This window comes from Pseudomonas sp. CCC3.1, from assembly GCF_034347405.1.
Lineage (GTDB): Bacteria > Pseudomonadota > Gammaproteobacteria > Pseudomonadales > Pseudomonadaceae > Aquipseudomonas.
Map to the genome: position 1 here is coordinate 586,880 of NZ_CP133778.1, position 25,734 is coordinate 612,613.

General features: G+C 58.6%; 20 protein-coding genes. 15 read left to right on the forward strand and 5 right to left on the reverse strand.

Going from position 1 to position 25,734, the window contains the following annotated elements; genetic code table 11:
- Positions 1-4 precede the first annotated feature (4 nt).
- Positions 5-1,384, reverse strand: a complete 1,380-nt coding sequence (gene xseA / locus RHM56_RS02710) for an exodeoxyribonuclease VII large subunit (protein ID WP_322238290.1) — start codon at positions 1,382-1,384, stop codon at positions 5-7.
- A gap of 79 nt (positions 1,385-1,463) precedes the next feature.
- Between xseA and RHM56_RS02715 the strand changes: the two genes are divergently transcribed.
- From RHM56_RS02715 to RHM56_RS02735, 5 genes are all read left to right on the forward strand, one after another.
- Positions 1,464-2,210 carry a sulfite exporter TauE/SafE family protein gene (locus tag RHM56_RS02715; RefSeq protein ID WP_322238291.1) on the forward strand — a complete coding sequence of 249 codons (747 nt, stop codon included), beginning with the start codon at positions 1,464-1,466 and terminating at the stop codon, positions 2,208-2,210.
- A gap of 107 nt (positions 2,211-2,317) precedes the next feature.
- The gene (locus tag RHM56_RS02720) at positions 2,318-2,866 is read left to right on the forward strand and encodes a sugar ABC transporter ATPase (protein WP_322238293.1); all 549 of its coding nucleotides are present in this window, start codon (positions 2,318-2,320) and stop codon (positions 2,864-2,866) included.
- Between the two features lie 131 nt (positions 2,867-2,997).
- Positions 2,998-4,467 (forward strand): IMP dehydrogenase, encoded by a 1,470-nt coding sequence (gene guaB, locus RHM56_RS02725; protein ID WP_322238296.1) that lies wholly within the window; start codon positions 2,998-3,000, stop codon positions 4,465-4,467.
- A gap of 102 nt (positions 4,468-4,569) precedes the next feature.
- Positions 4,570-6,147: a glutamine-hydrolyzing GMP synthase gene (guaA, locus tag RHM56_RS02730; protein WP_322238298.1), complete on the forward strand. Its 1,578-nt coding sequence runs from the start codon at positions 4,570-4,572 to the stop codon at positions 6,145-6,147.
- A 488-nt stretch (positions 6,148-6,635) separates the two neighbouring features.
- Positions 6,636-7,007, forward strand: a complete 372-nt coding sequence (locus tag RHM56_RS02735) for a hypothetical protein (protein ID WP_322238300.1) — start codon at positions 6,636-6,638, stop codon at positions 7,005-7,007.
- Between the two features lie 512 nt (positions 7,008-7,519).
- Here the strand turns inward: RHM56_RS02735 and RHM56_RS02740 are convergent.
- Complete coding sequence (locus RHM56_RS02740) at positions 7,520-7,825, reverse strand: hypothetical protein (protein WP_322238302.1); 306 nt, start codon at positions 7,823-7,825, stop codon at positions 7,520-7,522.
- A gap of 39 nt (positions 7,826-7,864) precedes the next feature.
- A complete protein-coding gene (locus RHM56_RS02745) occupies positions 7,865-8,176 on the reverse strand; it encodes a hypothetical protein (RefSeq protein ID WP_322238304.1) in 312 nt (103 codons plus the stop codon).
- Positions 8,177-8,292: 116 nt separating this feature from the next.
- Here RHM56_RS02745 and RHM56_RS02750 point away from each other — a divergent pair, with 116 nt between their 5' ends.
- Positions 8,293-8,850 (forward strand): hypothetical protein, encoded by a 558-nt coding sequence (locus tag RHM56_RS02750; RefSeq protein ID WP_322238307.1) that lies wholly within the window; start codon positions 8,293-8,295, stop codon positions 8,848-8,850.
- A gap of 83 nt (positions 8,851-8,933) precedes the next feature.
- On the opposite strand, the gene RHM56_RS02755 is transcribed toward RHM56_RS02750, so the two are convergent.
- Positions 8,934-10,430 carry an MFS transporter gene (locus RHM56_RS02755; RefSeq protein ID WP_322238309.1) on the reverse strand — a complete coding sequence of 499 codons (1,497 nt, stop codon included), beginning with the start codon at positions 10,428-10,430 and terminating at the stop codon, positions 8,934-8,936.
- Positions 10,431-10,611: 181 nt separating this feature from the next.
- Here RHM56_RS02755 and RHM56_RS02760 point away from each other — a divergent pair, with 181 nt between their 5' ends.
- The 5 genes from RHM56_RS02760 (at position 10,612) to RHM56_RS02780 (ending at position 17,522) form a co-directional block, all read left to right on the forward strand.
- Positions 10,612-11,526 (forward strand): LysR family transcriptional regulator, encoded by a 915-nt coding sequence (locus RHM56_RS02760; RefSeq protein WP_322238311.1) that lies wholly within the window; start codon positions 10,612-10,614, stop codon positions 11,524-11,526.
- Between the two features lie 99 nt (positions 11,527-11,625).
- The gene (locus RHM56_RS02765) at positions 11,626-13,083 is read left to right on the forward strand and encodes a gamma-aminobutyraldehyde dehydrogenase (protein WP_322238313.1); all 1,458 of its coding nucleotides are present in this window, start codon (positions 11,626-11,628) and stop codon (positions 13,081-13,083) included.
- A 404-nt stretch (positions 13,084-13,487) separates the two neighbouring features.
- Entirely contained in the window at positions 13,488-14,645 is a 1,158-nt protein-coding gene (locus RHM56_RS02770; RefSeq protein ID WP_322238316.1) for an iron-containing alcohol dehydrogenase, read from the forward strand.
- A gap of 10 nt (positions 14,646-14,655) precedes the next feature.
- The gene (locus RHM56_RS02775) at positions 14,656-15,987 is read left to right on the forward strand and encodes an APC family permease (protein ID WP_322238318.1); all 1,332 of its coding nucleotides are present in this window, start codon (positions 14,656-14,658) and stop codon (positions 15,985-15,987) included.
- A 110-nt stretch (positions 15,988-16,097) separates the two neighbouring features.
- Positions 16,098-17,522, forward strand: a complete 1,425-nt coding sequence (locus tag RHM56_RS02780) for a gamma-aminobutyraldehyde dehydrogenase (RefSeq protein ID WP_322238320.1) — start codon at positions 16,098-16,100, stop codon at positions 17,520-17,522.
- A 92-nt stretch (positions 17,523-17,614) separates the two neighbouring features.
- Here RHM56_RS02780 and treR read toward each other — a convergent pair whose 3' ends face one another.
- Positions 17,615-18,319, reverse strand: coding sequence for a trehalose operon repressor (treR, locus tag RHM56_RS02785; protein ID WP_322238322.1), 705 nt, complete (start codon positions 18,317-18,319; stop codon positions 17,615-17,617).
- A gap of 289 nt (positions 18,320-18,608) precedes the next feature.
- Here treR and treP point away from each other — a divergent pair, with 289 nt between their 5' ends.
- From treP to ptsP, 4 genes are all read left to right on the forward strand, one after another.
- Positions 18,609-20,051 carry a PTS system trehalose-specific EIIBC component gene (gene treP, locus RHM56_RS02790; RefSeq protein ID WP_322238324.1) on the forward strand — a complete coding sequence of 481 codons (1,443 nt, stop codon included), beginning with the start codon at positions 18,609-18,611 and terminating at the stop codon, positions 20,049-20,051.
- Positions 20,052-20,131: 80 nt separating this feature from the next.
- A complete protein-coding gene (gene treC, locus RHM56_RS02795) occupies positions 20,132-21,781 on the forward strand; it encodes an alpha,alpha-phosphotrehalase (protein WP_322238327.1) in 1,650 nt (549 codons plus the stop codon).
- Between the two features lie 107 nt (positions 21,782-21,888).
- A complete protein-coding gene (locus RHM56_RS02800) occupies positions 21,889-23,112 on the forward strand; it encodes a carbohydrate porin (protein ID WP_322238330.1) in 1,224 nt (407 codons plus the stop codon).
- A 62-nt stretch (positions 23,113-23,174) separates the two neighbouring features.
- Positions 23,175-25,733 carry a phosphoenolpyruvate--protein phosphotransferase gene (ptsP, locus tag RHM56_RS02805; protein WP_322238332.1) on the forward strand — a complete coding sequence of 853 codons (2,559 nt, stop codon included), beginning with the start codon at positions 23,175-23,177 and terminating at the stop codon, positions 25,731-25,733.
- Position 25,734 lies beyond the last annotated feature (1 nt).

Below are 25,734 nucleotides of genomic sequence, written 5' to 3' on the forward strand. Positions count from 1 at the left end.
GAGCTTAATCCAGTAAAGAAAGGGTCACGGGCGTCAGGTGATTGTCTTCGACCCGCACCTGCAATTCGCCTTCGCCCAGCTTGGCCTTCAAACGCTGGCCGTTGTGGGTCTGTTCGGCGCTGCGAATGGCGTTGCCGCGTTCGTCGAGCAAAATGCTGTAGCCCCGGCCCAGCGTCGCCAGCGGGCTGACCACATGCAGGGTTTGCATGTGGCTTTGCAAATTGAGGCGACGGGCCTTGAGGCCTTCACGCATGGCACGCGGCAAGCGCTCGGCAAGGCTGTCAAGACGCTGGCGCAGTAACGCCAGTTGGCGGCCCGGATGTTGCCCGGCCAAGCGTGTTTCGAGGCGGATCAAACGCTCGCGACGTGTATTGAGGCTGCGCTCAAAAGCGCGGCGCATGCGCATGTCCAAATCATCGAGACGCTGTGCCTGCTGGCGCAGTCGCTCGCCGGGGTGACGCAGGCGTCGGGCCAGGCCGTCGAGGCGCAGTCGGTCGCGCATCAGCCGGTCGCGAATACGCATCACCAGTCGGCGGTGCAGGCCGTCGATGCGCCGTTGCAGGTCGCTGGAGTCAGGTGCCAGCAACTCGGCGGCAGCAGACGGCGTGGGGGCGCGCACATCGGCCACAAAGTCACTGATCGAGACGTCGGTTTCGTGCCCCACCGCGCTCACGATGGGCGTGACGCAAGCGTCCACTGCTCGGGCCACGGCTTCTTCGTTAAAACACCACAAGTCTTCCAGCGAACCGCCGCCACGGGCCAGAATCAATGCATCAAAGCCGCGCGCATCGGCCAGCTTCAAGGCCCGCACAATTTGCGCGGTGGCTTCGCGGCCTTGCACGGCGGTGGGGATCAACGTCAGTTCAACCTGCGGCGCCCGGCGGCGGAACACGCTGATGATGTCGCGAATCACCGCGCCGGTGGGCGAGCTGATAATGCCGATGCGCTGCGGGTGTGCAGGCAGCGGCACTTTGCGATCGGCACTGAACAAGCCTTCTGCACTGAGCTTTTCTTTCAGCGCATCAAAGGCCAGGCGCAGCGCGCCATCACCGGCCGGTTCGACCGTGTCGAGGATCAGTTGGTAATCGCCGCGCCCTTCAAACAGAGACACCTTGCCGCGTACTTTGACCGCCAGGCCGTCTTTCAGGGCCTGACGCACCCGCGCAGCATTGTTGCGAAACAACGCGCAGCGCACTTGGGCACCGCTGTCTTTGAGGGTGAAGTAAATGTGCCCGGACGCCGGGCGGGCGAGGTTGGATATTTCGCCCTCGACCCAGATGTTGCTGAACACGTCTTCGAGCAAGACCCGCGCCCGGCCATTGAGTTGGCTGACGGTCAGGACTTCTCGGTCGAGATTGAGTCGTGCAAAAGGATCTTTAATCATGCGGGCCATCATAAGGGCGGATTGTTTTGACTGCACCTGTCTGGTTAAAGTCGCGCTCCAAAAATAAGGATGCGCAGCAATGGATTTGCCATTTACAGGCAGTGAGTGGGTACTGATTGAGTTGGCGGTTGCGCTGGCTTACATCGTGTTTGGCGTGGCGGGGTTCGGGACGGCGCTGGTCGCCGGGCCGATTTTGATCCTGTGCCTGCCGTTGTCAAAAATCATCCCGTTATTGGTGCTGCTGGATTTTGTCGCTGCCTTTGGCAACTGGTTGCCCTCTCGGCGTGATGTGGCGCGCCCAGAGTTGTTGCGCTTGCTGCCGTGCATGGCGGTCGGCTGCACCGTCGGTGTGGTGTTTCTGCTGAACCTTAAATCCGACCTGTTGCTGCTGTTGATGGGCGTGTTTGTCAGTGCCTACGCGCTGTACAGCCTGGCGGTGAAGGTTAAGCCTGCGCAGGTAGCGGCGGGGTGGGCGATCCCGACCGGGGTGATCGGCGGTTTGTTTGGCGCCTTGTTTGGCAGCGGCGGATTTCTGTACGCGCTGTACTTGAATGCGCGGTTGCCCAAAGAAGCAGCGCGGGCCACGCAAAGTGCCTTGATCAGTTGCAGCACGGTGGTCCGTTTGAGCCTGTTCGTGCTGGCCGGGGTGTATGCGGATGGTGCGTTATTGTGGTTGGCCGTCTGTCTGTTGCCAGCGATGGCGCTGGGGCTGTGGATAGGGCGTAGACTGGCGATCAAACTGTCGCGCGAGGCCTTTGTCCGGCTGGTGACCTGGCTGGTGCTGGCAAGCGGCATTGCGCTGATTGTGCGCTACTTGAGCGCTTGACCACTTGTAGGAGCGAGCTTGCCTCGCGATCTTTTGATCGTTAAAAGATCGCGAGGCAAGCTCGCTCCTACAGGGCGTTTTTCTTTTTTCTTATATGTGCCGTCCCCATGAATTCGCAAAGCATCATCGTTCCTAAAATCTCCACCTTGCCGGTTCACGAGCCTCGGGCGCGGGCGATCGTGCGCTGGCTGGTACGCAAGAACATCATTGAAGAAGCACTCAGCACCTGCGGTCGCATGGGTAATGGCATGGCCTATGCCATCGCCCCGGGTGCCGCGAACGTTGTGCTGCACCCTGAAGCGCTGCCATTCGGTCATCCGGTCAATGGCCTGGAGATCGTCACCAAGCGCTGCATTTACACCCCGGCCAAGGGTTTTCTTGAAGAAGCAGGCTGCGCCGAATGCCGCAAGGAAATCGGCGAAGCGCTGTTCGACAGCCTCGAAGACTGGATGCCAGGGCGCACCGACAACTTCATTTGCCCGCTGTGTGGCCATGAAGACGACATCAACGGTTTCCTGTTTTTGCAGCCGTGCGCGTTTTCCAACTTGGGGTTTATCTTCAACAATTGGGCCGAAGCGGGTTTCACACAGAGCTTTCTGGATGAGTTTGCCGATTGGCTGGATCAGCCGGTGGCGTGGGTCAAAGTTGAGTTGTAAGGGTGTTTTCTGCCTCTGGAGTCAATAAATCATGGCCTTTAGCGCAAAACTCTCTAAAGGTTTCCGTTGAGAGCTACAGGTGTTTTGAGTACAATGGCGCGCTTCCATTTTCCCGCTCGGGAGCCCCAGCGATGCTGCGTATCAGCCAAGAAGCACTCACCTTCGATGACATCCTTCTCGTTCCCGGTTATTCCGAGGTTCTTCCGAACGAAGTCAGTCTAAAGACTCGTTTGACCCGTGGCATTGAACTGAATATTCCGCTGGTTTCCGCCGCAATGGACACCGTGACTGAAGCCCGTCTGGCAATCGCCATGGCTCAGGAAGGCGGCATTGGCATCATCCACAAGAACATGACCATCGAGCAGCAAGCTCACGAAGTGCGCAAGGTCAAACGCTACGAAGCCGGTGTGGTTAAAGAGCCCATCACAATCGAAGCTGACGCGACGGTTCGTGAACTGTTCGAACTGACCCGCCTGCACAACATCTCCGGCGTACCTGTACTGCACAATGGCGACTTGGTCGGCATCGTGACGTCCCGTGACGTGCGTTTCGAAAACCGTCTGGAAGCCACTGTTCGTGAAGTGATGACGCCTAAAGAGCGTCTGGTCACGGTCAAGGAAGGCGCCGACAAGAACGAAGCCCGCGAACTGTTGCACAAGCACCGCATCGAGCGCGTGCTGATCGTCGACGACAAATTTGCCCTTAAAGGCATGATGACCGTCAACGACATCGAAAAAGCCAAGGCTTACCCGCTGGCCAGCAAGGATGACCAAGGTCGTCTGCGCGTCGGCGCTGCGGTCGGTACCGGTAAAGACACCGAAGATCGCGTTTCGGCGCTGGTCGCGGCGGGCGTTGACGTTGTTGTCGTCGACACCGCACACGGTCACTCCAAAGGCGTGATCGACCGCGTACGTTGGGTCAAGCAGAACTTCCCTGAAGTTCAGGTCATTGGCGGCAACATCGCCACTGGCGCCGCGGCTCTGGCCCTGGCTGAAGCGGGCGCTGACGCCGTCAAAGTCGGTATTGGCCCAGGTTCGATCTGTACCACCCGTATCGTGGCCGGTGTTGGCGTTCCGCAAATCAGCGCCATTGCCAATGTGGCGGCAGCCCTTGAAGGCACTGGCGTACCGTTGATCGCTGACGGCGGCATCCGTTTCTCGGGTGACCTGTCCAAAGCCATCGTTGCCGGTGCTTCCAGCGTCATGATGGGTTCGATGTTTGCCGGTACTGAAGAAGCGCCGGGCGAAATCGAACTGTTCCAGGGCCGTTCGTACAAGGCTTATCGCGGCATGGGTTCGTTGGGTGCGATGTCGCAATCCCAGGGTTCCTCCGACCGTTACTTCCAGGACTCCTCTGCGGGTGCCGAGAAGCTGGTGCCGGAAGGCATCGAAGGTCGCGTGCCGTACAAAGGCTCGCTGACGGCAATCATTCACCAACTGATGGGCGGTCTGCGTTCCTCGATGGGTTACACCGGCAGCGCCGACATCGAGCAAATGCGCACCAAGCCTGAGTTTGTGCGCATCACCGGCGCGGGCATGGCTGAATCCCACGTCCACGACGTGCAGATCACCAAAGAAGCACCCAACTATCGCGTAGGTTGATAGTGATCGCATCCGGGCTAAACCCGGGTGCGATACGCATTAAGTCACCGGGGCTGTTTGATTCAGCCCCGTGTCGTTTCTGAAATTTATCGAGATTTTGTCATGGCCCTCGACATTCACGCCCACCGCATTCTGATCCTGGACTTCGGTTCTCAGTACACCCAGCTGATCGCCCGTCGCGTTCGCGAAATCGGCGTTTACTGCGAACTGCACCCGTTCGACATGGACGACGCAGCGATCCGCGAATTTGCCCCTAAAGGCATCATCCTTGCCGGTGGCCCTGAGTCCGTACACGAAGCCAACAGCCCGCGTGCGCCACAAGCTGTATTTGACCTCGGCGTACCGGTTTTCGGTATCTGCTACGGCATGCAGACCATGGCTGAGCAACTGGGTGGCAAGGTTGAAGGTTCCGAGCTGCGTGAATTCGGTTATGCCCGCGTAGACGTAGTCGGCAAAAGCCGCCTGCTCGACGGCATCGAAGATCACATCGACGCAGACGGTCTGTTCGGTCTGGACGTGTGGATGAGCCACGGTGACAAAGTCACCAAAATGCCATCCGATTTCCACATCCTGGCCAGCACCCCGAGCTGCCCGATTGCCGGCATGTTCAACGACGAGCGCGGCTACTACGGCGTGCAGTTCCACCCTGAAGTGACCCACACCAAGCAGGGCGGCCGCATCCTGTCGCGCTTCATCCTCGACATCTGCGGCTGCGAAGCTCTGTGGACTCCGTCGAAAATCGCTGAAGACGCAATCGCCAACATCCGCGCCCAAGTCGGCACCGACAACGTACTGCTGGGCTTGTCCGGCGGCGTTGACTCCTCGGTAGTGGCGGCTTTGTTGCACAAGGCCATCGGCGACCAGTTGACCTGCGTATTCGTAGACAACGGCCTGCTGCGCCTGCACGAAGGCGAGCAAGTGATGGCCATGTTCGCTGAGAACATGGGCGTCAAAGTGATCCGCGCCAACGCTGCCGATCAGTTCCTGAACAACCTGGCTGGCGAAAGCGACCCAGAGAAAAAGCGCAAGATCATCGGCCGCACCTTCATCGACGTATTCGATGCCGAATCCTGCAAGCTGGAAAACATCAAGTACCTGGCGCAGGGCACCATCTACCCGGACGTGATCGAGTCGGCTGGCGCCAAAAGCGGCAAGGCTCACGTTATCAAGTCGCACCACAACGTGGGTGGCTTGCCGGAAGAAATGAACCTCAAGCTGGTTGAACCCCTGCGCGAGCTGTTCAAGGACGAAGTCCGCCGTCTGGGCCTGGAACTCGGCCTGCCGTACGACATGGTCTACCGTCACCCGTTCCCGGGCCCGGGTCTGGGCGTGCGCATCCTGGGTGAAGTGAAAAAGGAATACGCCGACCTGCTGCGTCGTGCTGACCACATCTTCATCGAAGAACTGCGCAAGGCCGACTGGTATCACAAAGTCAGCCAGGCATTCGTGGTGTTCCAGCCGGTTAAATCGGTTGGCGTGGTAGGCGACGGTCGTCGTTACGCGTGGGTTGTGGCCTTGCGTGCTGTAGAAACCATCGACTTCATGACTGCACGTTGGGCGCACCTGCCTTACGAACTGCTCGAAACCGTGAGCGGTCGCATCATCAACGAAATCGAAGGCATCTCACGCGTGACATACGACGTGTCGAGCAAGCCGCCAGCGACGATTGAGTGGGAATAATCCCCTCTTCGCTATAACCAAAAGCCCGCGTAATTGCGGGCTTTTGGCTTTTTGAATCTGGCAAATTCTGGCCGCTTTGTGCATCGCCAAGCACCGTGTTTATGTGGCGTAGTAACGACGTAACACAGATTGAGAACGGACTCGGCAGGCACCCTCTGAGATCGATACCCTGCATCGTCATTCAAGCAAAAGACGTTGCACTATCTCAGCTCTTTGGCCAGATCTAACCAAGCCATTGCAGCCGGAGGCAAATGCGCACCGGCACGCCAAGCTAATACTGATTTATTTCGTCCAGATATACTTTCAATGGCATAGGAAAATTCTTAAAGCACAGTATCAAAAACTGAAAATTCATAACTGAAAATACGCAATATATTGTTAAATATATATAAAATCAAAAACCAAGAGCTTTTCCTGTCGCTGGTTTTTCATGTTGATAGCAACTACCTTATTGATGAGTCACTACATACCTATAAGGAATAAATACCATGGCTGAAGATCCTCGAAAATACATAGATTACAGAATTGATAAAGATAAAAAATTCAAGAATCCCACCAAGGATCCCGACAAAGATACCTTCGGAGAAGTCGTCAGAGATAACTCCTATAGTTACAAAAAGATATTGGAATTGTATGCCGAAACAAGAGGTTTGACCGTCGATGGATCTTTTTATGAATGGTACTTGAGAGATGCTGGGAACGTAGTTGTGGGTTACTGGAGTACGTCCCTATTTGTTTACAATCACATCAGGATATTTAATGCAACAGAAAGTGACCACGCTTGTATTATTGAACTTCTTGAAAAGCATATGGTAATCACCAGGGACGATATTCTTGTTTATCGAAATCCGCGGTCCTAGTGTTCTGTTTTAGAAATAATTTACCCGCCAGCCTGTGAGGCCATCGCTCCTTTGAGCGTGTCGCTGAATCGAGTCAGCCAAAGGGAGTTTCAACACGCTCTTACTGCTTTTACCGTTGCGCTGATTGCTCGACTCGGTACCCAGGGCTCGCTCGATGAGCGCCTTTTTGGACGCCATCGAAGCGTCCTGAATGGCTTCGGCAGTCATGCGGCTTGGTCGCGCAGGTTGGCCAGTCAGGAGAATCGGAGCTAGATTTGGTAGTGTTACGGATGCTCTACAGCACCGGTGGTGCACTTTTAGCCATCACCGCTTCACATGTGATTTTTCCTCGCTGGCAAACGGCTGAGCCTTAGGCTCTGTACGAAATGTTTTCGAGCGAAGGTTAGGCAAGGCGAAAACAGGCGAGAAAGCGGAGTCTACGGGTTGTAAATGAGCATTTCGAGCCTGTTTTCAACGCTGCATAATCGAGCGCAGATACATTTCGTACAGAGCCTAGAGGGACTTGGGGCGTGTTAGCGTCCTTCGCACACTGGGGATTCGCCGACGCGACCTTGCTTGCACAGGTCCATATTGTCCTTGCGCTTAAAGCCTGCATCTCTCATGCAATAGAAATGCTCCAATTCCGCGTCGATTGAGCCGTTGCCTATGCCCGCGACATTGGGGTATCCGCACGCGAGCATGGCACTCTTGACACCCTCGACCGAGACCCCGCTCTTTTGCCAAAGGGTGAAGTCCGGCGGCGGCGGTTGAAAGCCTCTACCCGTGCAGCTGATCAGCAGCACAGCGCAAAAACTCAACAGCAGGTTTCTGGTAAACATGGTGTCTTCCCTGATGGTATGACTCGGACAGCATGATCATTACCGGCGGCCTTCGCACACCGGTGATTCGCCAATGCGGCCTAGCTTGCACAGGTCGATATTATCCCGGCGCTTGAACCCTGCGTCTTTCATGCAATAGAAATTCATTAACCTCACATCGATTGGCGACCTGTCTCCTGCGCCATCAACATTGGTATATCCGCACGCACGCATCGCAGCAATTATCCCGGTCTGCGATACGCCCTCCTTGTACCATTTTGTGTAATCCGGAGCCGGCGGTTGAAAGCCCCTTCCCGTGCAGCCAACCAGTAACACAGCGCAAAAACTCAGCAACAGGCCCTTCGTGCACATGGCGTTCTTCCTTGGGGTTTGACGCGGGTAGAGTGTGATGCGCCGACATCGTATAGGGAACTTTCGTTCAACAAATGGTTCCATACGGTCCTTCTCTTAGACTGTTCAAGGATCGAATGAAAACTTATTTGGCATTTCCGTTAGCAATCACGCTCGCCCTAGTGGTAACCGGTTGCAGTAGCCGCAAGGCGGGTGATCTCACTTCAGCACCGGTCGTTCCACTGGTCATGAATGACCATCAAGCCAGCGTGACTTTCCGTACCATCGGCGGAGAAGGTGATCACCCTGTCAGTTACATGTACGGGTATTCCGATGGGCGATTAGATGACGCGGGTGATCGTGTTTATGACACGGCTTACTTCAAACGCATACCGGCCTATCTGAAGAGAATCGCCGGTGGCACTGACAGCATCAGCAAGCTGGTCGATGCAGACAAAGTGGTGAACGTGGAAGGGACGGTCAAGGCCAAACAGTTCACCTTCAACGGCATCCCAATGCCTACGCCGTTCGACAAGGAGCAGCCTGTCGCGCAGCAATTCACGCCGCAAGCCAAGAAGAGTTACGTGGTTGAAACCGTCATTGCTGACACGTGGGTCATGAACGTGTACGAAGTGTCCGCAACCGGCGAGCGCAAAACCGTTGGCGCTCCAAAACCAGCTGCCGCCAAAAACTGACCCCGCAGCACGCTCATGGGTTGCCGTGCACCACTTTAACCACCGAAACCTTGCAGTGACGGTGGTGCCCGGCATTCATGTGCTTACTGCTGTTGGCGGCTGAAAAGAACAAATACCCCCCATGCCAATAGAGCGATCACCACGGCCGAGGTCGTGAGCAACACCGAGTGGGTGCTCGAAAACGCTGCCTTGGCAGCTGCAATCAATGCACTGGCCTGCTCGGCGGGTAGCTCACTGGCAACCACGTAACTGTCTCCTATCGATCTTGCTGCCCGCTCGGCAAGGGGCTGCGCCAGCCCGCTGGGTAGCGAGAGGGTGTGTCCAAATACGCTGGACATGAACACCCCGAAGAAGGTGATTCCCAAGCCTGTTCCCAGCTCGTAAGCCGTCGCTTCCAACGAACCTGCCGCTCCGCCCTTGCTTGCCTCTACCGAGCCCATGATGGCAATGGACGACGCCGTGAGCCCAATACTCAATGCCAGCCCCAGCACCGCCAGCATGGCCGGCACAGCAATGACGGCTGCACGTAAATCGGCAAAGGCCAGAAAACCCAGCGAACCGGCAGAAATGGCCAGTGACAGGCTGGAGACCCAGCGCAGGCCGAAGCGGTTGGACAGATAGCCTGCTACCGGGCCGCCGAGCGCTGCGGCGGCCATGATGGGAATCAGGAATATCCCGGCCTGTAGCGGCGTTTTGTCGAGCACGTATTGCAGTTCCATCGCCAGGGTTAACTCCACGCCAGCCAGCGCGCCGATGGTCACCAGGGCCATGATCATCCCGGCCAGCAGCGCCGGGTGGGCGAACAGCGACAGATCCAGCATCGGTGTGGCAGAGCGCAGTTGCTGACGGGCGAACAGCGCCAGCAGCCCTAGCCCTGCCATCAGCACCAGTGTGGTGAGCAGCAAAGGTTGCGTGGCACCGATACCCGCTTTCAGGGCGTACACCACGCTGATAATGCCAGCGATGAGGGTCAGCGCCTGGCCGATTGCCCACTTGCCGGGTGTGGTGATTTCTACGCGCGGCAACAGCACGAACGCCACCGGGATAACCACTGCCATGATCGGCACGTTGATCAGAAACACCGAGCCCCACCAGAAGTGCTCAAGCAGCGCGCCACCGATCAGCGGGCCCACTGCAGCGCCCGCAGCGCCGACCGTGCCCCATAGACCGAGGGCCAATGCGCGCTCCTTTTCGTCCTCGAAGGTGCGGCGAATAATGCCCAGCACACAGGGCATGATCATCGACCCGCCCAGCGCCAGCAGCACCCGTGCACCGATCAGCATGCCCGGGGTCGGCGCGAAAGCCGCGAGTAACGAGGCCACCCAAAACACGCTCAGGCCATACAGCAGGATGCGTCGATGGCCCACGCGGTCCGCCAGTGTGCCCATCGGCACCAGCAAGCCAGCCATCAGCAACGGGTAAATATCAATAATCCACAGGACCTCGGTCCCTGACGCACCCAGCGCGAGTGTCAATGAAGGCACGGCAATATGCAGGATGGTCATGTCGATCACGATGGGCACAAAGGCCAGCATCACGGCGATCAGTATCAGCCAGCGTTTGGAGGCAGCAGTGGGCATGACTAACGCTCTCGGTGATCAGGTGTCGGGATGATACTGCGATCTATACCTGCGCCTGTCGTAACCAAATGTGAAGAAGGGTAACTGTCAGTAAAGCCGGGTCGAGGTTTCTTCCGGGCTATCGATAAAAAAGATATACACTCGCCAGCTTCTAAAAATCAGTCCGCTGGGTGGTGTTCTCATGATGACGTTGCGTCAGATCCGCCATTTCATTGCTGTGGCCGAAACCGGCTCGATCTCGGCCGCGGCCCAAGCGGTGTACATTTCGCAATCAACGTTGACCTTGGCCATCCAGCAACTGGAACAGGAAATCGCCGTCAGTCTGTTCAATCGCCACGCCAAGGGCATGACCCTGACTCACCAAGGCCACCAATTCTTGCGCCAGGCGCACTTGATTCTGGCAACCGTCGATAACGCTAAACGCAGCTTGCAGCAAAGCACCGACCAAGTGGCCGGGCAGTTGATCGTCGGCGTAACCAGTCTGGTGGCCGGCTATTACCTCGCGGATTTGCTCACCCGTTTTCAGCGCGCTTACCCTAATGTTGAACTCCGGGTGATGGAAGACGAGCGGCCGTACATCGAGCACTTGCTGGTCAGCGGCGAGATTGATGTCGGGGTGTTGATTCTCTCCAACCTCGAAGACCGCCACGCTTTGCAGTCCGAAGTGTTGACGCATTCGCCCCATCGGCTGTGGCTGCCGGCTCAGCATCCGCTGCTGGAGCTCGACAGCATCAACCTGGCCGATGTGGCCAAGGAGTCGCTGATTCAGCTGAATGTCGATGAAATGGACAGCAATGCCCAGCGTTTGTGGGCTCAGGCCGGTCTACAACCGAGTATCACCTTGCGCACGGCGTCGACCGAAGCGGTGCGCAGCCTGGTTGCGGCGGGGCTGGGTGTGTCGATTCAGCCCGACATGACGTACCGCCCGTGGTCGTTGGAAGGCGACATTATCGAAGCCCGGCCCATTGCCGACCTTAATCAGACGCTCGACGTGGGATTGGCCTGGCGCCGTGGTACGGCGCGTCCGGCGTTGGTAGACCCGTTTTTGACGGTCGCACGCGAGCAGCCGCACGGCGGGCGCAAACCGGCTATTTAGTATTTAGTGTTTGTCGGTCGCGACCCGCAAAGACTAATCTTGTGACCTCGATAAGACGGTCGGGCAGCACCCGGGCCACCAGAAAAGAGAATCCGCTCAATGCCAGCCGCGCAGACCCCGTTGTTCACCGCCCTATTGATCGATGGTGAATTAGTCGCCGGCCAAGGCGTTGTCGAACCCATCGTCAACCCCGCGACCGGTGAAGTGCTGGCTCATATCGCCGAAGCCAGCGCCGAGCAGACCGAGGCTGCGATCCTCGCCGCGCATCGGGCGTTTTCCAGTTGGGCGCGTACTACGCCGCAACAACGCTCGAACCTGTTGCTGGAAATCGCCAGCACGATTGAAAAAAACGCCGATTATCTGGCCCGTCTCGAATCGCTGAACTGCGGCAAGCCTTTGCACTTGGCCCGCAAGGACGATTTGAGCGCAACCGTGGATGTGTTCCGCTTTTTTGCGGGCGCCGTGCGCTGCCAGACCGGCCAGCTCAGCGGGGAATACATGCCCGGATACACCAGCATGGTGCGTCGCGATCCGATTGGCGTGGTGGCTTCGATTGCTCCGTGGAACTACCCGATCATGATGGCCGCCTGGAAAATCGCTCCCGCGCTGGCGGCTGGCAACACCTTGGTGTTCAAGCCTTCCGAGCACACGCCGCTGTCAATCCTGGCGCTGGCGCCCGCACTGGCTGAAATCCTGCCGCGCGGGGTGATTAACATCATTTGTGGCGGCGGTGAAAACGTTGGCAGCAATTTGGTCAGCCACCCCAAAGTGCGCATGGTTTCACTGACCGGCGACATCGTCACCGGGCAGAAAATCCTCTCGACTGCGGCCAAAACCCTCAAGCGTACCCACCTCGAACTCGGCGGCAAGGCGCCGGTGATCGTCTGCAACGACGCCGACATTGAGGCAGTGGTTGAAGGCGTGCGCGCCTATGGCTATTACAACGCGGGCCAGGATTGCACCTCGGCCTGCCGGGTTTATGCGCAGTCCGGTATTTATGAACGATTGGTGGCCGAGCTGGGGGCTGCCGTCGGCAGTATTCGGTTTGCGGGCAAACGCGATGCCGACAACGAAATTGGCCCCCTGATCAGCACGCGCCAGCGTGACCGTGTGTCCAGTTTCGTCGAGCGTGCGCTCGGCCAACCCCACATCGAATGCGTCACTGGGGCCGCCGCGCATCCGGGAGCAGGCTTCTACTACCAGCCGACGCTGCTGGCGGGCTGCAAACCCAATGATGAAATCGTTCAGCGTGAAGTCTTTGGGCCCGTCGTCACCGTGACCCGTTTCGACGAGCTCGCACAGGCGGTGGACTGGGCCAACGACTCCGAATACGGCCTGGCCTCTTCGGTCTGGACCCAGAACCTGGACAAAGCCATGCAAGTGGCAGCGCGCTTGCAGTACGGCTGCACCTGGATCAACAGCCACTTCATGCTGGTCAGCGAAATGCCCCACGGCGGCCTTAAACGCTCGGGCTACGGCAAAGACCTATCCAGCGATTCGTTGCAGGACTACAGCGTGGTGCGCCACATCATGGCCCGGCATGGCCAGCATTTGTAATCGGTACCATAGCCGTAGCAGTTGCCGAGCTCCGCGAGGCTACGTCCGATTGCGAAGCGATCGTAAATCCTGAGAACCCTATCTAACTGAAAAATCTCGAGAGCCTATTTACGAAGGCTACGCCGCCGGACGTAGCCTCGCGGAGCTCGGCAACTGCTACGGGTGCTGTCGAGCCCCGCGTCAACAAATCCCCCACGCTTTTTTTGCAGCATTCGATTTAATCGAATGCTCCCTTGAGTTTTAAGTATTTGTTGATCCGCTACCCGTAACTTAGTGTTTCGACCCATACCGCCACGCGGCATCCTCAACAATAAAAACGAAAAACAACCGCTCCCGCGGTTCTCTGACTCGTCTGCCATAACGACAACATTGCAAGAGCGCCACAGAGCGAGAGGAACTTCCCCATGCAATTCCAGTTTCTACTACCCACCAAAATCGTCATGGAGCCTGGCCTGCGCCAGCGTACCGGCGAGCATATAGTCGGTCTCGGCTTGCGCCATGTGCTGCTGGTCACCGATCCGGGTGTCAAGAACGCCGGTTTGCTCGACAGCATCTATACCAGCCTGGAACAGGCCGGTGTTCGCTTTGACGAGATCGCCGACGTTAAGCCCAACCCGCGCAGCGAAGACGTCAACCGCGCCGCCGAACAGTATCGCGGCAAAGGTATCGACGGCGTGCTGGCGGTGGGGGGTGGCAGCGCGATGGATGCGGCCAAGGCGATCAGCGTGCTGCTGACCCATGACGGCAAGGTTGAAGACTACGAAGGCGCTTTTACCCTTAAAGGCCCGGTGCTGCCGATTGTGGCGATCCCGACCACAGCAGGCACCGGCAGCGAGGTGACGTTCTTTTCGGTGATCACCGACACCCGCCGTCAATTCAAGATGAGCCTGCTCGACTACCGCATCGGCCCGGTCCTGGCGTTGCTCGACTCGGACATCACCGCGACGTTGCCGCCGCACATCGCCGCCGCGACCGGGATGGACGCCCTGACGCACGCCATCGAAGCCTACACCGGCAAGCCCGCCAACCCGATCAGCGACGGTTTGGCCCTGCATGCCATCCGCTTGATCGCGCACAACCTCAAGCCCGCCGTACAAGACCCGCAAAACAGTGACGCCCGCGAGCAGATGCTGATTGCCAGCCTGATTGCCGGCATGGCCTTCGGCAATGCCGACATCGCCAGCGTGCACTGTATTTCCGAAGCCATTGGCGGCATGTACGACACCCCGCATGGGGTCGGCAACGCGATCTTCCTGCCGTTCGTCTTCAGCCATAACCGCGACGCAGACCTGCGCCGCCACGCCGATGTCGCTTACGCCCTGGGCATCGACCCACACCTGAGCGCCGCCGACGCAGCCCAAGCCGCCGTGGAACAGTTGTTCCGCATGAACCGCGAGTTGGGGATCCCGCGTTTCGCTGACGTGGCCGGGGTTCGCGAAGAAGACTTCCTGACCATCGCGCAGAAGTCCAAGAGCAATATTTCCGATGCGAGCAACACCAAAGACATGACCGTCGAGAGCTACCTCGATGTGATCCGTGCCGCCTACCACTACTCAGCTTGAGGGCATCGTCATGAGCGCATCGATCTCTACTCCGCACCTGCGTCGTACCCTCGGGCCGGTTTCCGTGCTGCTGTTCGGTCTGGCGTTTATTGCCCCGCTGATCGTGTTCGGCACCTATGGTGTGATTGCCCAGGCCAGCCAGAACACCGTGGCATTGTCGTATGTCGTGGCGTCCATCGGCGTGATCTTCACGGCTTTGAGCTACGGGCGACTGGTTCGGGTTTTCCCCGCTGCCGGTTCGGCCTACACCTACACCCGCAAAATGCTTAACCCCAACATTGGCTTCATGGTCGGTTGGGCGGCGCTGCTCGATTACTTCTTTATCCCGATGCTGATCTGGCTGCTGGGGGCGAGCTACCTGAGCCTGGCGTTTCCTGATGTGCCGCAGTGGTGCTGGATCACCGGCTTTATCGTGTCCACGTCCTTGCTCAACATTCTCGGGATTCAGGTTGCCAACCGTTTCAACATCATTCTGATGCTGATCCAGTTGACGATCATTACGGTGTTCATCGCCTTGTGCTGGCACTACGTTACTGCGATCAACGGCCCAGGCGGTTTGCTGTCTGTTAAACCGTTCTTCAATGCTGACGTGCCGTTCTCGGCCACCATGGCCGGTGCTGCCATCGCTGCTTATTCGTTCCTTGGCTTCGATGCCCTGTCGACCTTGAGTGAAGAAACCGTCGAGCCTGAGCGCACCATTCCACGGGCCATTTTGCTGGTGGCATTGATCGGCGGCAGCCTGTACATCGGCTCGTCCTACTTCATGTACCTGGCGCACCCGATTGGCGTGTTCGAGAACATCGACGGCGCCGCGTTCGAAATCGCCAAGACCATCGGTGGCGACCTGTTCTTCGGCGTGGTGCTGACCGGCATCATCATTGCTCACTTCGCTGCCGGTCTGTCGTTCCAGGCCAGTGTCGGTCGCCTGCTGTATGCCTTGGGCCGTGATAACCAACTGCCGCAGAAGCTGTTTGGCGTGCTCAACCCACGCTACAAAACCCCGGTGTTCAACATCGTGCTGTCCGGTGCTTTTGGCTTCGTCGGGTTTGGCTTGACCATCGCCACTGCGACCTCGCTGGTTAATTTCGGCGCCTTCCTGGCCTTTACGGCCGTCAACCTGTGCGCGCTGAAACTGACCTTCGATCGCACGCTCGGCGATAAAGCCGGTGTGCTGCGCGGCGTGCTATTCCCGCTGGCGGGTGCCTTCACCTCCGGCTGGATGCTGATCAGCCTCGACTCGGACGCGCTGATTCTCGGTTGCTGCTGGGTGTTGCTGGGGCTGGTGTACCTGGCCTTCCGTACCCGGCTGTTCAGCACCGCAGTGCCTGAAGCCGCACTCTGACCTCAACGTCCAATCCCCTGTAACACCCCCCGTGCGCATTGATTGATGCGCATGCGGGGCCGTTGCGACTTTTTTCAGGGCGGCGGCCAACCCCGCCCACAGGAGAACCCATGCAAACGTGCCTGCTGATCAATGGTCAACTCATCGCCGGTGAAGGCGAAACGCTGTCGGTGCTCAATCCGTCTCTGGGCGCCACGTTGGTAGACATTCCCGAGGCCAGCCTGGCTCAAGTCGATGCTGCTGTTTGCGCGGCAGATGCAGCGTTCGAAGCCTGGTCGCAGACCACGCCCAAGGACCGCTCGCAGCTATTGCTGAAACTGGCCGACGCCATCGACGCCCATGCCCCGGAGCTGGCGCGTATTGAATCCGACAACTGCGGCAAACCCTACACCGCTGCACTGAACGACGAGCTGCCGGGGGTTGCCGACGTTTTCCGCTTTTTCGCTGGGGCCAGCCGTTGCCTGCAAGGCAGTGCTGCGGGTGAATACCTGGCGGGCCATACCTCGATGATCCGCCGCGACCCGGTCGGTGTCGTCGCGTCCATTGCCCCTTGGAACTACCCGCTGATGATGGCCGCCTGGAAACTCGCTCCGGCGCTGGCAGCCGGCAATACCGTGGTCATCAAGCCGTCTGAACAAACGCCGTTGAGTACGTTGAAACTGGCGCAATTGATGGCGGAAATCTTCCCGGCGGGTGTCGTTAACGTGGTCTTCGGGCGCGGCCCGAATGTCGGCAAGCCCCTGACCAGCCACCCCAAAGTCCGCATGGTGTCGCTGACTGGCTCTATCGCCACCGGCAGCCAGATTATCGCGGGCACCGCCGACAGCGTGAAACGCATGCACATGGAGCTGGGCGGCAAAGCGCCGGTGATCGTGTTCGATGATGCCGATATCGACGCTGCTGTCGAAGGCGTGCGCACCTTTGGCTTCTACAACGCGGGTCAGGATTGCACTGCCGCTTGCCGTCTCTATGTGCAGAAAGGCATCTACCCCGAGTTTGTGAGAAAGCTCGCGCAAGCAGTGTCGAGCATTCGTTACGGCCTGCAGGACGACCCAGAAACCGAACTAGGTCCGTTGATTACCTTGCAGCATCTGGAGCGGGTTGAAGGCTTTGTGCAGCGCGCCCGCGAACAGTCACACATCGAAGTCGTGACCGGTGGCCAGCGGGTTGCGGGGCCGGGTTTCTTCTTTGAACCGACCGTGCTTGCGGGTGCGCGTCAAGACGACGAAGTGGTGCGCCGCGAAATATTTGGCCCGGTGGTCACCGTCACCGAGTTCGACGACGAAGCTCAGGCGCTGTCGTGGGCCAACGACTCCGACTACGGTCTGGCGTCTTCGGTCTGGACCCATGATGTCGGGCGCGCCCATCGCCTGGCTGCGCGCCTGCAATACGGCTGCACCTGGGTTAACACGCACTTCATGCTGGTCAGCGAAATGCCCCATGGCGGCGCCAAGCTGTCGGGGTATGGCAAAGACATGTCGATGTACGGGCTTGAGGACTACACCACGGTTCGGCATGTGATGTTCAAGCACTGATAGCGCTTAAATAAAACCGGTAGGAGCGAGCTTGCCTCGCGATCTTTTGACTGTTTAAAAGATCGCGAGGCAAGCTCGCTCCTACACTGCGTTTAGCGTCTGGCAATGTCCGAAAAGTAGAACTTGTCCAGCGTGTGCCGAGATTCGGTGTACTCAAACTGCCGACCGTCCTGCAAAAACGTCTGGTTGCTCACCACAATCACATGGCTTTGCCCATCCAGATCCAGATGCAATTGATCGTCCTTGCTGCGCGGCACCGCTTCGATGGTGCGTTGCGCGTAGCTGATCTGCAGGTTCAGGGTTTGCTCGATATGCGCATAAATCGAGTGCTGGGCAATCTCTTGATCCAGGCCCGGAATCAGCTCGCTGACGAAGCAGTTGATGTCTAAAATCACCCGCTTTCCGTCAATCCGCCGTACCCGTTTGATGCGGGTAATCAGGCTACCCGCTTGGGCGTCGATCTTTTCGCACAGCGCGCCTTCCAGCGCAAAGTGAGTGAACTCGACTACGTCGGTGCTCACGTCACTGCCCAGGCTTGGGTAGGTTTCCTGAAAACTGACGATGCCGCCCAACTGAAACTCAATCGGGCTGGATGACAATACAAAAGTGCCTTTGCCATGGATTTTCTGCGCAAAGCCGCGTTCCTGAAGCTGCTCAATCGCCTTGCGCACCGTGCCGCGGCTGGCCTCGTAGCGGGTCATTAACTCGGTTTCAGACGGCAAGCGCGCCCCGCGCGCCAGACGCTCAGTGGTGATGCTCGCAAGCAGATCGGTGTAGATCTGGCTGTATTTAGTCATGACGATGGGTCTTTGCCGTTGGGTGTTCAGGGCCCGAACCTTAAGGGCAGGGGGTAGGCAGCGCAAGCCCCGGCGTAAAGCCGGTGCATCAGGATTTTTCACGCGTGCTTTCTGGAGGCAGCTGATTGCTTTAATCACCTGTCACTGCACAGTAAAGCAGAGGCTCTAAAAATAATTGATGACTCGTCTATACCAGTTGTTGCTTTAACTCGTACAGACGAGTATTTTTCGCTTCGGCGTGCTGCCAAAACGACGCTCCATAATAAAAATTTCGCGCGGAAGACAACGCATGAGCCACGATTATTCGAAGATTGCCAGCGAGTTACTGCACAGCCTCGGTGGCGCCGACAACCTGGAACAGGCCGCGCATTGCGTCACGCGTCTGCGTCTGTCGCTCAAAGACCCCAGCCTGGTAGACAGCGCGACCCTCAATCAGATTGACCTGGTCAAAGGTTCCTTCTTTACCGGTGGCCTGTACCAAGTGGTGATCGGACCAGGCGAAGTCGAGAAGGTTTACGCCGCCTTGCGTGAACAAACCGGTCTCGCCGCCGCCACCATTGCTGACGTCAAGCAAAAGGGCGCCGACAAGGCCAACGCCCTGCAGCGTCTGGTGCGGGTGTTCTCCGATGTGTTCATGCCCATTCTGCCCGCGCTGATCATTGCCGGCCTGCTGATGGGGGTTAACAACCTGCTCGGCGCCAAGGGCATGTTCATCGCCGACAAAACCCTGCTCGATGCTTACCCGTCACTGGACGGCGTGTGGAGCCTGATCAACCTGATGGCCAACACCTCGTTTGTGTTCTTGCCCGCGCTGGTGGGCTGGTCGGCGGCCAAGCGTTTTGGCGGCAGCGAGATTCTCGGCATCGTGCTGGGCCTGATGCTGGTTCACCCGGATCTGCTCAATGCCTGGAACTACGGCAAGGCGGTGGCCGGGCTCGATGGTCAAAGCCTGCCGTACTTCAATATCCTGGGGCTGTTCCAGATTGAGAAGGTTGGCTACCAAGGGCAAATCTTGCCGATTCTGATGGCGGCCTACGTCATGAGCGTGATCGAGAAGTGGCTGCGCGCACGCGTACCGAATGCCATTCAATTGCTGGTGGTGCCCATCACCACCATCGTCATTACCGGGGTGCTGGCGCTGGCCATCATTGGCCCGGTGACTCGCCACCTGGGCATTTTGATCACCGAAGGCGTGGTCATGCTGTTTGACCTGGCGCCGGTACTCGGCGGGATGATTTTTGGCCTGCTGTACGCACCGCTGGTGATCACCGGGATGCACCACATGTTCCTTGCCGTTGACTTGCAACTGATCTCGACGCACGGCGGTACGTTTATCTGGCCCATGATTGTCATGTCCAATATTGCCCAGGGCAGCGCGGCGCTTGGCGTGTTCTACATGAGCCGCAACGTGCGCGAACGCAGCATGGCGTCGACCTCGGCGGTGTCCGCGTATTTCGGCATCACTGAACCCGCGATGTTCGGGATCAACCTGCGCTACAAATTCCCGTTCTACGCCGCTTTGATCGGCTCGGCGCTGGGCAGCATTTTTCTGTCGCTGAACAAGGTCCAGGCCTCGGCCATCGGGGTCGGCGGCTTGCCGGGTTTTATCTCGATTATTCCGCAGTACATCCCGATGTTCGTGATCGGCATGCTGGTTGCGCTGGTCGTGCCCTTTGTCCTGACGTGCGCGCTGAGCCTGAAAATCATCCGCCCCGGCTATCGCGTCGCCTGACCCTCGTTCTGTAGTCGCTGCCGAAGGCTGCGATGGGCTGCGAAGCGGCCCCTTTAACAAAGATTATGCAAGGAGCCCCCATGCAAGACTGGCAGCGTTCGGTGATCTATCAGATCTACCCAAAAAGTTTTTACAGCCACGCAGGCAACGCCACGGGTGATTTGCTGGGCGTGGTCGACAAGCTCGATTACCTGCAATGGCTGGGCGTTGATTACCTGTGGCTGACGCCGTTTCTGCGCTCGCCGCAGCGCGACAATGGCTATGACATCAGCGATTACTACGCCATCGATCCGAGCTACGGCCGCATGGCCGACTGCGAATTGTTGATCAGCGAAGCCAACGCGCGCGGGATCAAGCTGATGCTCGACATCGTGGTCAATCACACCTCCATTGAACACGAATGGTTCCAGCAAGCGCGCAGCAGCCTCGACAACCCGTATCGCGACTTTTATATCTGGCGCGATCAGCCGAACAACTGGGAGTCCAAGTTTGGCGGTTCGGCTTGGGAATACGAGGCGCAAACCGGCCAGTACTACTTGCACCTGTTTGACCACACCCAAGCCGACTTGAATTGGGACAACCCCAAGGTCCGCGCCGAAGTCTACAAACTGATGGGCTTTTGGCGTGACAAGGGTGTGGGCGGTTTCCGTCTGGACGTGATCAACCTGATCTCCAAACCCGCACACTTCCCGGAAGACAACACCGATGGTCGGCGTTTCTACACCGACGGCCCTAACGTGCACGAGTACCTGCAAGAGATGCACCGCGAAGTCTTCGCTGGGCACGATCTAGTCAGCGTGGGTGAAATGTCATCCACCCGCCTTGAGCACTGCATTCGCTACTCGCGTCCCGAGAGCCAAGAACTGTCCATGACTTTCAACTTCCATCACCTGAAAGTTGATTACCCGAACATGCAGAAGTGGGTGCGCGCCGACTTCGACTTCCTGGAACTCAAGCGCATCCTCTCGGACTGGCAAGTGGGCATGCAGGCTGGCGGCGGCTGGAACGCCTTGTTCTGGTGCAACCATGACCAGCCACGCGCCGTGTCGCGGTTTGGCGATGACGGTGAGTTTCACGTGGTCTCGGCCAAGATGCTCGCCACGGCATTGCATTGCCTGCAAGGCACGCCGTATGTGTACCAGGGCGAAGAAATCGGCATGACCAACCCCGGTTTCGATCGCATCGAGCAGTACCGCGACGTCGAAACCTTGAACATCTATCGCCTCAAGCGCGAAGCCGGTGTATCGCATGACGATTGCATGGCCGCGATCATGCAGAAATCGCGGGACAACAGCCGCACACCGATGCAATGGGATCACCAGCCGAACGCGGGCTTCAGCACCGCTGAACCGTGGATTGGCATCCCGCAAAATGCTGAAGTCATCAACGTCGAAGACCAGCGCAACGACCCAAACTCCGTGCTGCATCACTACCGCCAACTGATTGCCTTGCGCCGTAATGAGCCGTTGTTGAGTGACGGCGAGTACCGCCAGTTGTTGACCGAACATTCGCAGGTGTGGGCGTATGTGCGTGAAGGCGCGGGTGAGCGTTTGCTGGTGATCAACAACTTCTATGGCGCGCCGTGCGAGATCGAACTGCCGCAAGACGTGATCACCGAAGGCATGACGCAGCGGCTATTGATCAGCAACTACAACGACTGCCCGCAGCGCACTCGGCGCATCACCTTGCGTCCTTACGAGTCGTTCGCGCTGCACCTGACAACGCAATAACCCTGTAGGAGCGAGCTTGCCTCGCGATCTTTTAAAAGATCGCGAGGCAAGCTCGCTCCTACAGAGGCTTTATCGGTTTCATCACAATAAAAATAAAAAGGTCGCTCATGAACACAACACTCAACCGCAGTCTTTTCACCGCATGCGTGTGCCTGTTGGCACCGCTTTCAGCCAACGCTCTGGAGTTTGCGGGTTACCTGCGCAGCGGCATCGGCAACTCGCTCGAAGGCGGCAAGCAATCGTGCTTCAAACTGCCTGGTGCCGAGTCCAAATATCGCTTGGGCAACGAATGCGAACAGTATGCAGAGCTGGAACTGCGCCAGGACGTCTACAACTTTGATGATGGCTCGGTGCTCAGCGTCGACGGCATGGCCTCGCTGTACAACCAATACAACCGCCAGCTGACCTTTCAGGGCGACAACGGCTCGGCACGTTTGCCGCAGTTGTACGCGCAATGGTCCAACCTGCCGAGCCTCAATGGCGGTTCGGTGTGGGCCGGGCGGCGTTACTACAAACGTAACGATATTCACATTTCCGACTTCTACTACTGGAACCAGAGCGCTACGGGTGCCGGTATCGAAGACGTGTTGATCGGTGGTTTGAAATACAGCTACGCCTTGTCGCGCAAGGACAGCCTGTATCAAGAAGACTACGTCACGCGTCACGATTTCAACGTCGCGGGGTTCAACACCAACCCTGGCGGTCAGCTAGAGTTCGGCCTCAGTTACCTCGAAAAACCGCAGCGCACCGATGCCCACAGCGGCTGGGCGATCACGGCGCAGCACGTGCAAAGCGATTTTTTGGGCGGTAAAAACAAGCTCGCCCTGCAGTACGGCGAAGGTTCCGGCACGGGGCTGGGCTACACCGGCAATACCCAACTGGATAACAGCAGCAAGCGTTATCGGGTGGTCGAGTTCTTTGACTGGCAAGTGACGCCACGTTTTGGTGGGCAGATCGAAGCCGTGTATCAAAAGGACTTCCGCCCGGACGGTGGCAACCAAGAGTGGCTGTCGCTGGGCGTGCGACCGACCTATGCGATTACCGAGCAGTTCAAGCTGGTGACCGAGTTGGGTCATGATCAGGTCAAGGCCGCCGATGGCACGCGCAAGTTGAGCAAATTTACCTTCGCACCGACGTGGTCCCCCAACGGCCCAAGCTTTTGGGCGCGCCCCGAGGTTCGTTTGTACTACACCTACGCCAGCTGGAACGCGGCGGCGCAACGTGCAGCCAATGAGTTCGACGCAGGTTCGGCACTGTCTGACAGCGGCGCCTTTGGCTCGGCGCGGCATGGTTCGAACGCTGGCGTGCAAATCGAGTACTGGTGGAAATAAGCGACGCTGTCGGGGCTCGCGCTCCATCGGCATTTAACCGAATCAACCGCAGGTGAAGTCACATGGTCACATCCCCACAACTGGAACTGCTGGCGCCGCTGTCGGGTGTTCTGATGCCACTGGATCACGTTCCTGATCCGGTGTTCTCCAGCCGCTTGATGGGCGATGGCCTGTGTATCGACCCTACGTCGCAGGTGCTGTGCGCGCCGCTGGCCGGGGTGATCAGCAACCTGCAACACACCGGCCATGCTGTCAGCATCACCCACGCCACTGGTGTGCAAGTGTTGCTGCACATTGGCCTGGACACCGTGAACCTCGGCGGCCAGGGTTTCACCGCTCTGGTTAAAGAGGGGCAGCAGGTTGCGGCCGGGCAAGCGTTGATCGAGTTTGATGCCGATTACATCGCCCAGCATGCTCGTAGCTTGCTGACGTTGATGTTGGTGGTGAGCGGCGAAAGCTTTAGCCCAGAAACGGGCAGCAGCGGTGTGGTCGAATGCGGCCAGCCAGTATTGCGCCTGGGCGCCACCGAGCCGCAGGCCGCGCCACTGGAGGTTGTCAGTCAGGGAGAGGCATTGTTCTCGGCGGCCATTGCGCTGCCCAATCCCAACGGTTTGCATGCGCGTCCGGCAGCGGTTTTCGCGCAGGCAGCCAAGGCGTTTACCGCCACCATCGGGTTGCACAAACACGAACAAAGCATCAACGCCAAGTCGCTGGTCGCCATCATGACCCTGCAAACCACTCACGGGGATGTGGTGCGCGTCAGTGCGACAGGTGCCGATGCCGAGCAGGCCATTAGCGTGTTGTCAGACTTGTTGCTGGCGGGCTGCGGCGAGGCGGTGACGCCTGTTGCGCTGGCCAGAGTGGAGCCCGAGCCGGTGGCGGCCCTTGAATCGCCCGCAGAGGATGACAGGTTGCTGCGCGGCATTTGTGCGTCATCCGGCGCTGTGTTTGGGCAGGTGGTGCAAATCGCCGAGCAAACCCTGCACTACCCGCAAGAGGGGGCTGGTGAGTCGTTTGAACAGGCGCAACTGCAACGTGCCTTGCTTGAGGCAGACCAGGCGCTCGACACGCTGGGCCGCGAATTCAGTCAGGGCCCGCAAGCGCAGATCTTCAGTGCGCACCGGGAACTGCTGCAAGACCCAAGTCTGCTGGAGCACGCGAAGGCGTTGCTGGCATCGGGCAAAAGTGCAGCCTTCTCGTGGGCCGATGCGGTTGAGGTGAACGAAAAACTGTTCCGAAACATGGGCAACACGTTCCTCGCTGAAAGGGCTCAAGACCTGGCCGATGTCGGCCAGCGCGTGCTCAAGCTGATTCTGCGGGTTGAGGACACGATTCAAGCGCTGCCGGACAATGCCATCCTGATTGCCGACCAGCTCAGCCCGTCGCAAACAGCAGGGCTCGACACGGGCAAGGTGGTGGGCTTTGCCACCGTCGGTGGCGGCGCGACCAGTCACGTCGCGATTTTGGCGCGCGCCTTGGGCTTGCCCGCGATGTGCGGCTTGCCAGAGCGGGTTCTGTCGCTGGCCAGCGGCACCCCGGTGTTACTGGATGCTGAGCAGGGTGCGTTGCACGTGCGGCCGAGTGACTCGGCGATTGAACAGCTCACGGCCAAGCGCGAGCAACAGCGTCTGCGCCAACAGCGCGAGCTGGCGCAGGCGTCGTTGCGGGCCGATACCCGTGATGGACGTCACATTGAAGTGTCGGCCAACATTGCGTCACTGGCCGAGGCAGAGCAGGGCATGACACTCGGCGCGGAAGGTGTCGGTTTGTTGCGTTCGGAGTTCTTGTACCTGGAGCGCAGCAGCGCCCCCAGCCACGACGAACAAGTCGCCACTTACAGCGCCATTGCCCGGGCCGTGGGGCCTGAGTACAACCTGGTTGTGCGCACCCTGGATGTGGGGGGCGATAAACCGCTGGCTTACGTGCCGATGGAGCCTGAAGCCAACCCGTTTTTGGGCATGCGCGGGATTCGCTTGTGCCTGGAGCGCCCGCAGATGCTGCGTGAACAGTTCAGCGCGATTCTGGCCAGCGCCGACCTGACACGTCTGCACATCATGTTGCCGATGGTCACGCAGGTGTCTGAATTGCGCTTGGCGCGCCAGTTACTGGAAGAACAGGCGCAGCGCCTGGGCATCCAGCAATTGCCCAAACTGGGGATCATGATTGAAGTGCCAGCGGCCGCATTGATGGCCGACCTGTTTGCGCCCGAGGTCGACTTCTTCTCGATTGGCACCAACGACCTGACCCAATACACCTTGGCGATGGACCGCGACCACCCGCGTCTGGCCAGTCAGGCCGACAGCTTCCACCCGGCTGTATTGCGCCTGATCGCCAACACCGTCAAGGCTGCGCATGCCCACGGCAAATGGGTGGGTGTGTGCGGCGCGCTGGCGTCCGAATCACTGGCGGTGCCGGTGTTGGTGGGGCTGGGTGTTGATGAGTTATCGGTGAGCGTGCCGTTGATTCCGGCGATTAAAGCGCGTGTGCGCGAGCTGGACTACACAGCCTGTCAGAGCCTGGCGCAACAAGTGCTGGCGCTGGAAAGTGCCGATCAGGTGCGTGCCGCATTGCAACAGCCACAACCGGCCCAGGCCGCCCCCTCACTGGTGTTGGAGAACTGAA

What these genes read in the sequence shown, in the direction of transcription:
- xseA (WP_322238290.1), bottom strand. Translation starts at nt 1,384, where the DNA reads ATGATTAAAGATCCTTTTGCACGACTCAATCTCGACCGAGAAGTCCTG.
- RHM56_RS02715 (WP_322238291.1), top strand. Translation starts at nt 1,464, where the DNA reads ATGGATTTGCCATTTACAGGCAGTGAGTGGGTACTGATTGAGTTGGCG.
- RHM56_RS02720 (WP_322238293.1), top strand. Translation starts at nt 2,318, where the DNA reads ATGAATTCGCAAAGCATCATCGTTCCTAAAATCTCCACCTTGCCGGTT.
- guaB (WP_322238296.1), top strand. Translation starts at nt 2,998, where the DNA reads ATGCTGCGTATCAGCCAAGAAGCACTCACCTTCGATGACATCCTTCTC.
- guaA (WP_322238298.1), top strand. Translation starts at nt 4,570, where the DNA reads ATGGCCCTCGACATTCACGCCCACCGCATTCTGATCCTGGACTTCGGT.
- RHM56_RS02735 (WP_322238300.1), top strand. Translation starts at nt 6,636, where the DNA reads ATGGCTGAAGATCCTCGAAAATACATAGATTACAGAATTGATAAAGAT.
- RHM56_RS02740 (WP_322238302.1), bottom strand. Translation starts at nt 7,825, where the DNA reads ATGTTTACCAGAAACCTGCTGTTGAGTTTTTGCGCTGTGCTGCTGATC.
- RHM56_RS02745 (WP_322238304.1), bottom strand. Translation starts at nt 8,176, where the DNA reads ATGTGCACGAAGGGCCTGTTGCTGAGTTTTTGCGCTGTGTTACTGGTT.
- RHM56_RS02750 (WP_322238307.1), top strand. Translation starts at nt 8,293, where the DNA reads ATGAAAACTTATTTGGCATTTCCGTTAGCAATCACGCTCGCCCTAGTG.
- RHM56_RS02755 (WP_322238309.1), bottom strand. Translation starts at nt 10,430, where the DNA reads ATGCCCACTGCTGCCTCCAAACGCTGGCTGATACTGATCGCCGTGATG.
- RHM56_RS02760 (WP_322238311.1), top strand. Translation starts at nt 10,612, where the DNA reads ATGATGACGTTGCGTCAGATCCGCCATTTCATTGCTGTGGCCGAAACC.
- RHM56_RS02765 (WP_322238313.1), top strand. Translation starts at nt 11,626, where the DNA reads ATGCCAGCCGCGCAGACCCCGTTGTTCACCGCCCTATTGATCGATGGT.
- RHM56_RS02770 (WP_322238316.1), top strand. Translation starts at nt 13,488, where the DNA reads ATGCAATTCCAGTTTCTACTACCCACCAAAATCGTCATGGAGCCTGGC.
- RHM56_RS02775 (WP_322238318.1), top strand. Translation starts at nt 14,656, where the DNA reads ATGAGCGCATCGATCTCTACTCCGCACCTGCGTCGTACCCTCGGGCCG.
- RHM56_RS02780 (WP_322238320.1), top strand. Translation starts at nt 16,098, where the DNA reads ATGCAAACGTGCCTGCTGATCAATGGTCAACTCATCGCCGGTGAAGGC.
- treR (WP_322238322.1), bottom strand. Translation starts at nt 18,319, where the DNA reads ATGACTAAATACAGCCAGATCTACACCGATCTGCTTGCGAGCATCACC.
- treP (WP_322238324.1), top strand. Translation starts at nt 18,609, where the DNA reads ATGAGCCACGATTATTCGAAGATTGCCAGCGAGTTACTGCACAGCCTC.
- treC (WP_322238327.1), top strand. Translation starts at nt 20,132, where the DNA reads ATGCAAGACTGGCAGCGTTCGGTGATCTATCAGATCTACCCAAAAAGT.
- RHM56_RS02800 (WP_322238330.1), top strand. Translation starts at nt 21,889, where the DNA reads ATGAACACAACACTCAACCGCAGTCTTTTCACCGCATGCGTGTGCCTG.
- ptsP (WP_322238332.1), top strand. Translation starts at nt 23,175, where the DNA reads ATGGTCACATCCCCACAACTGGAACTGCTGGCGCCGCTGTCGGGTGTT.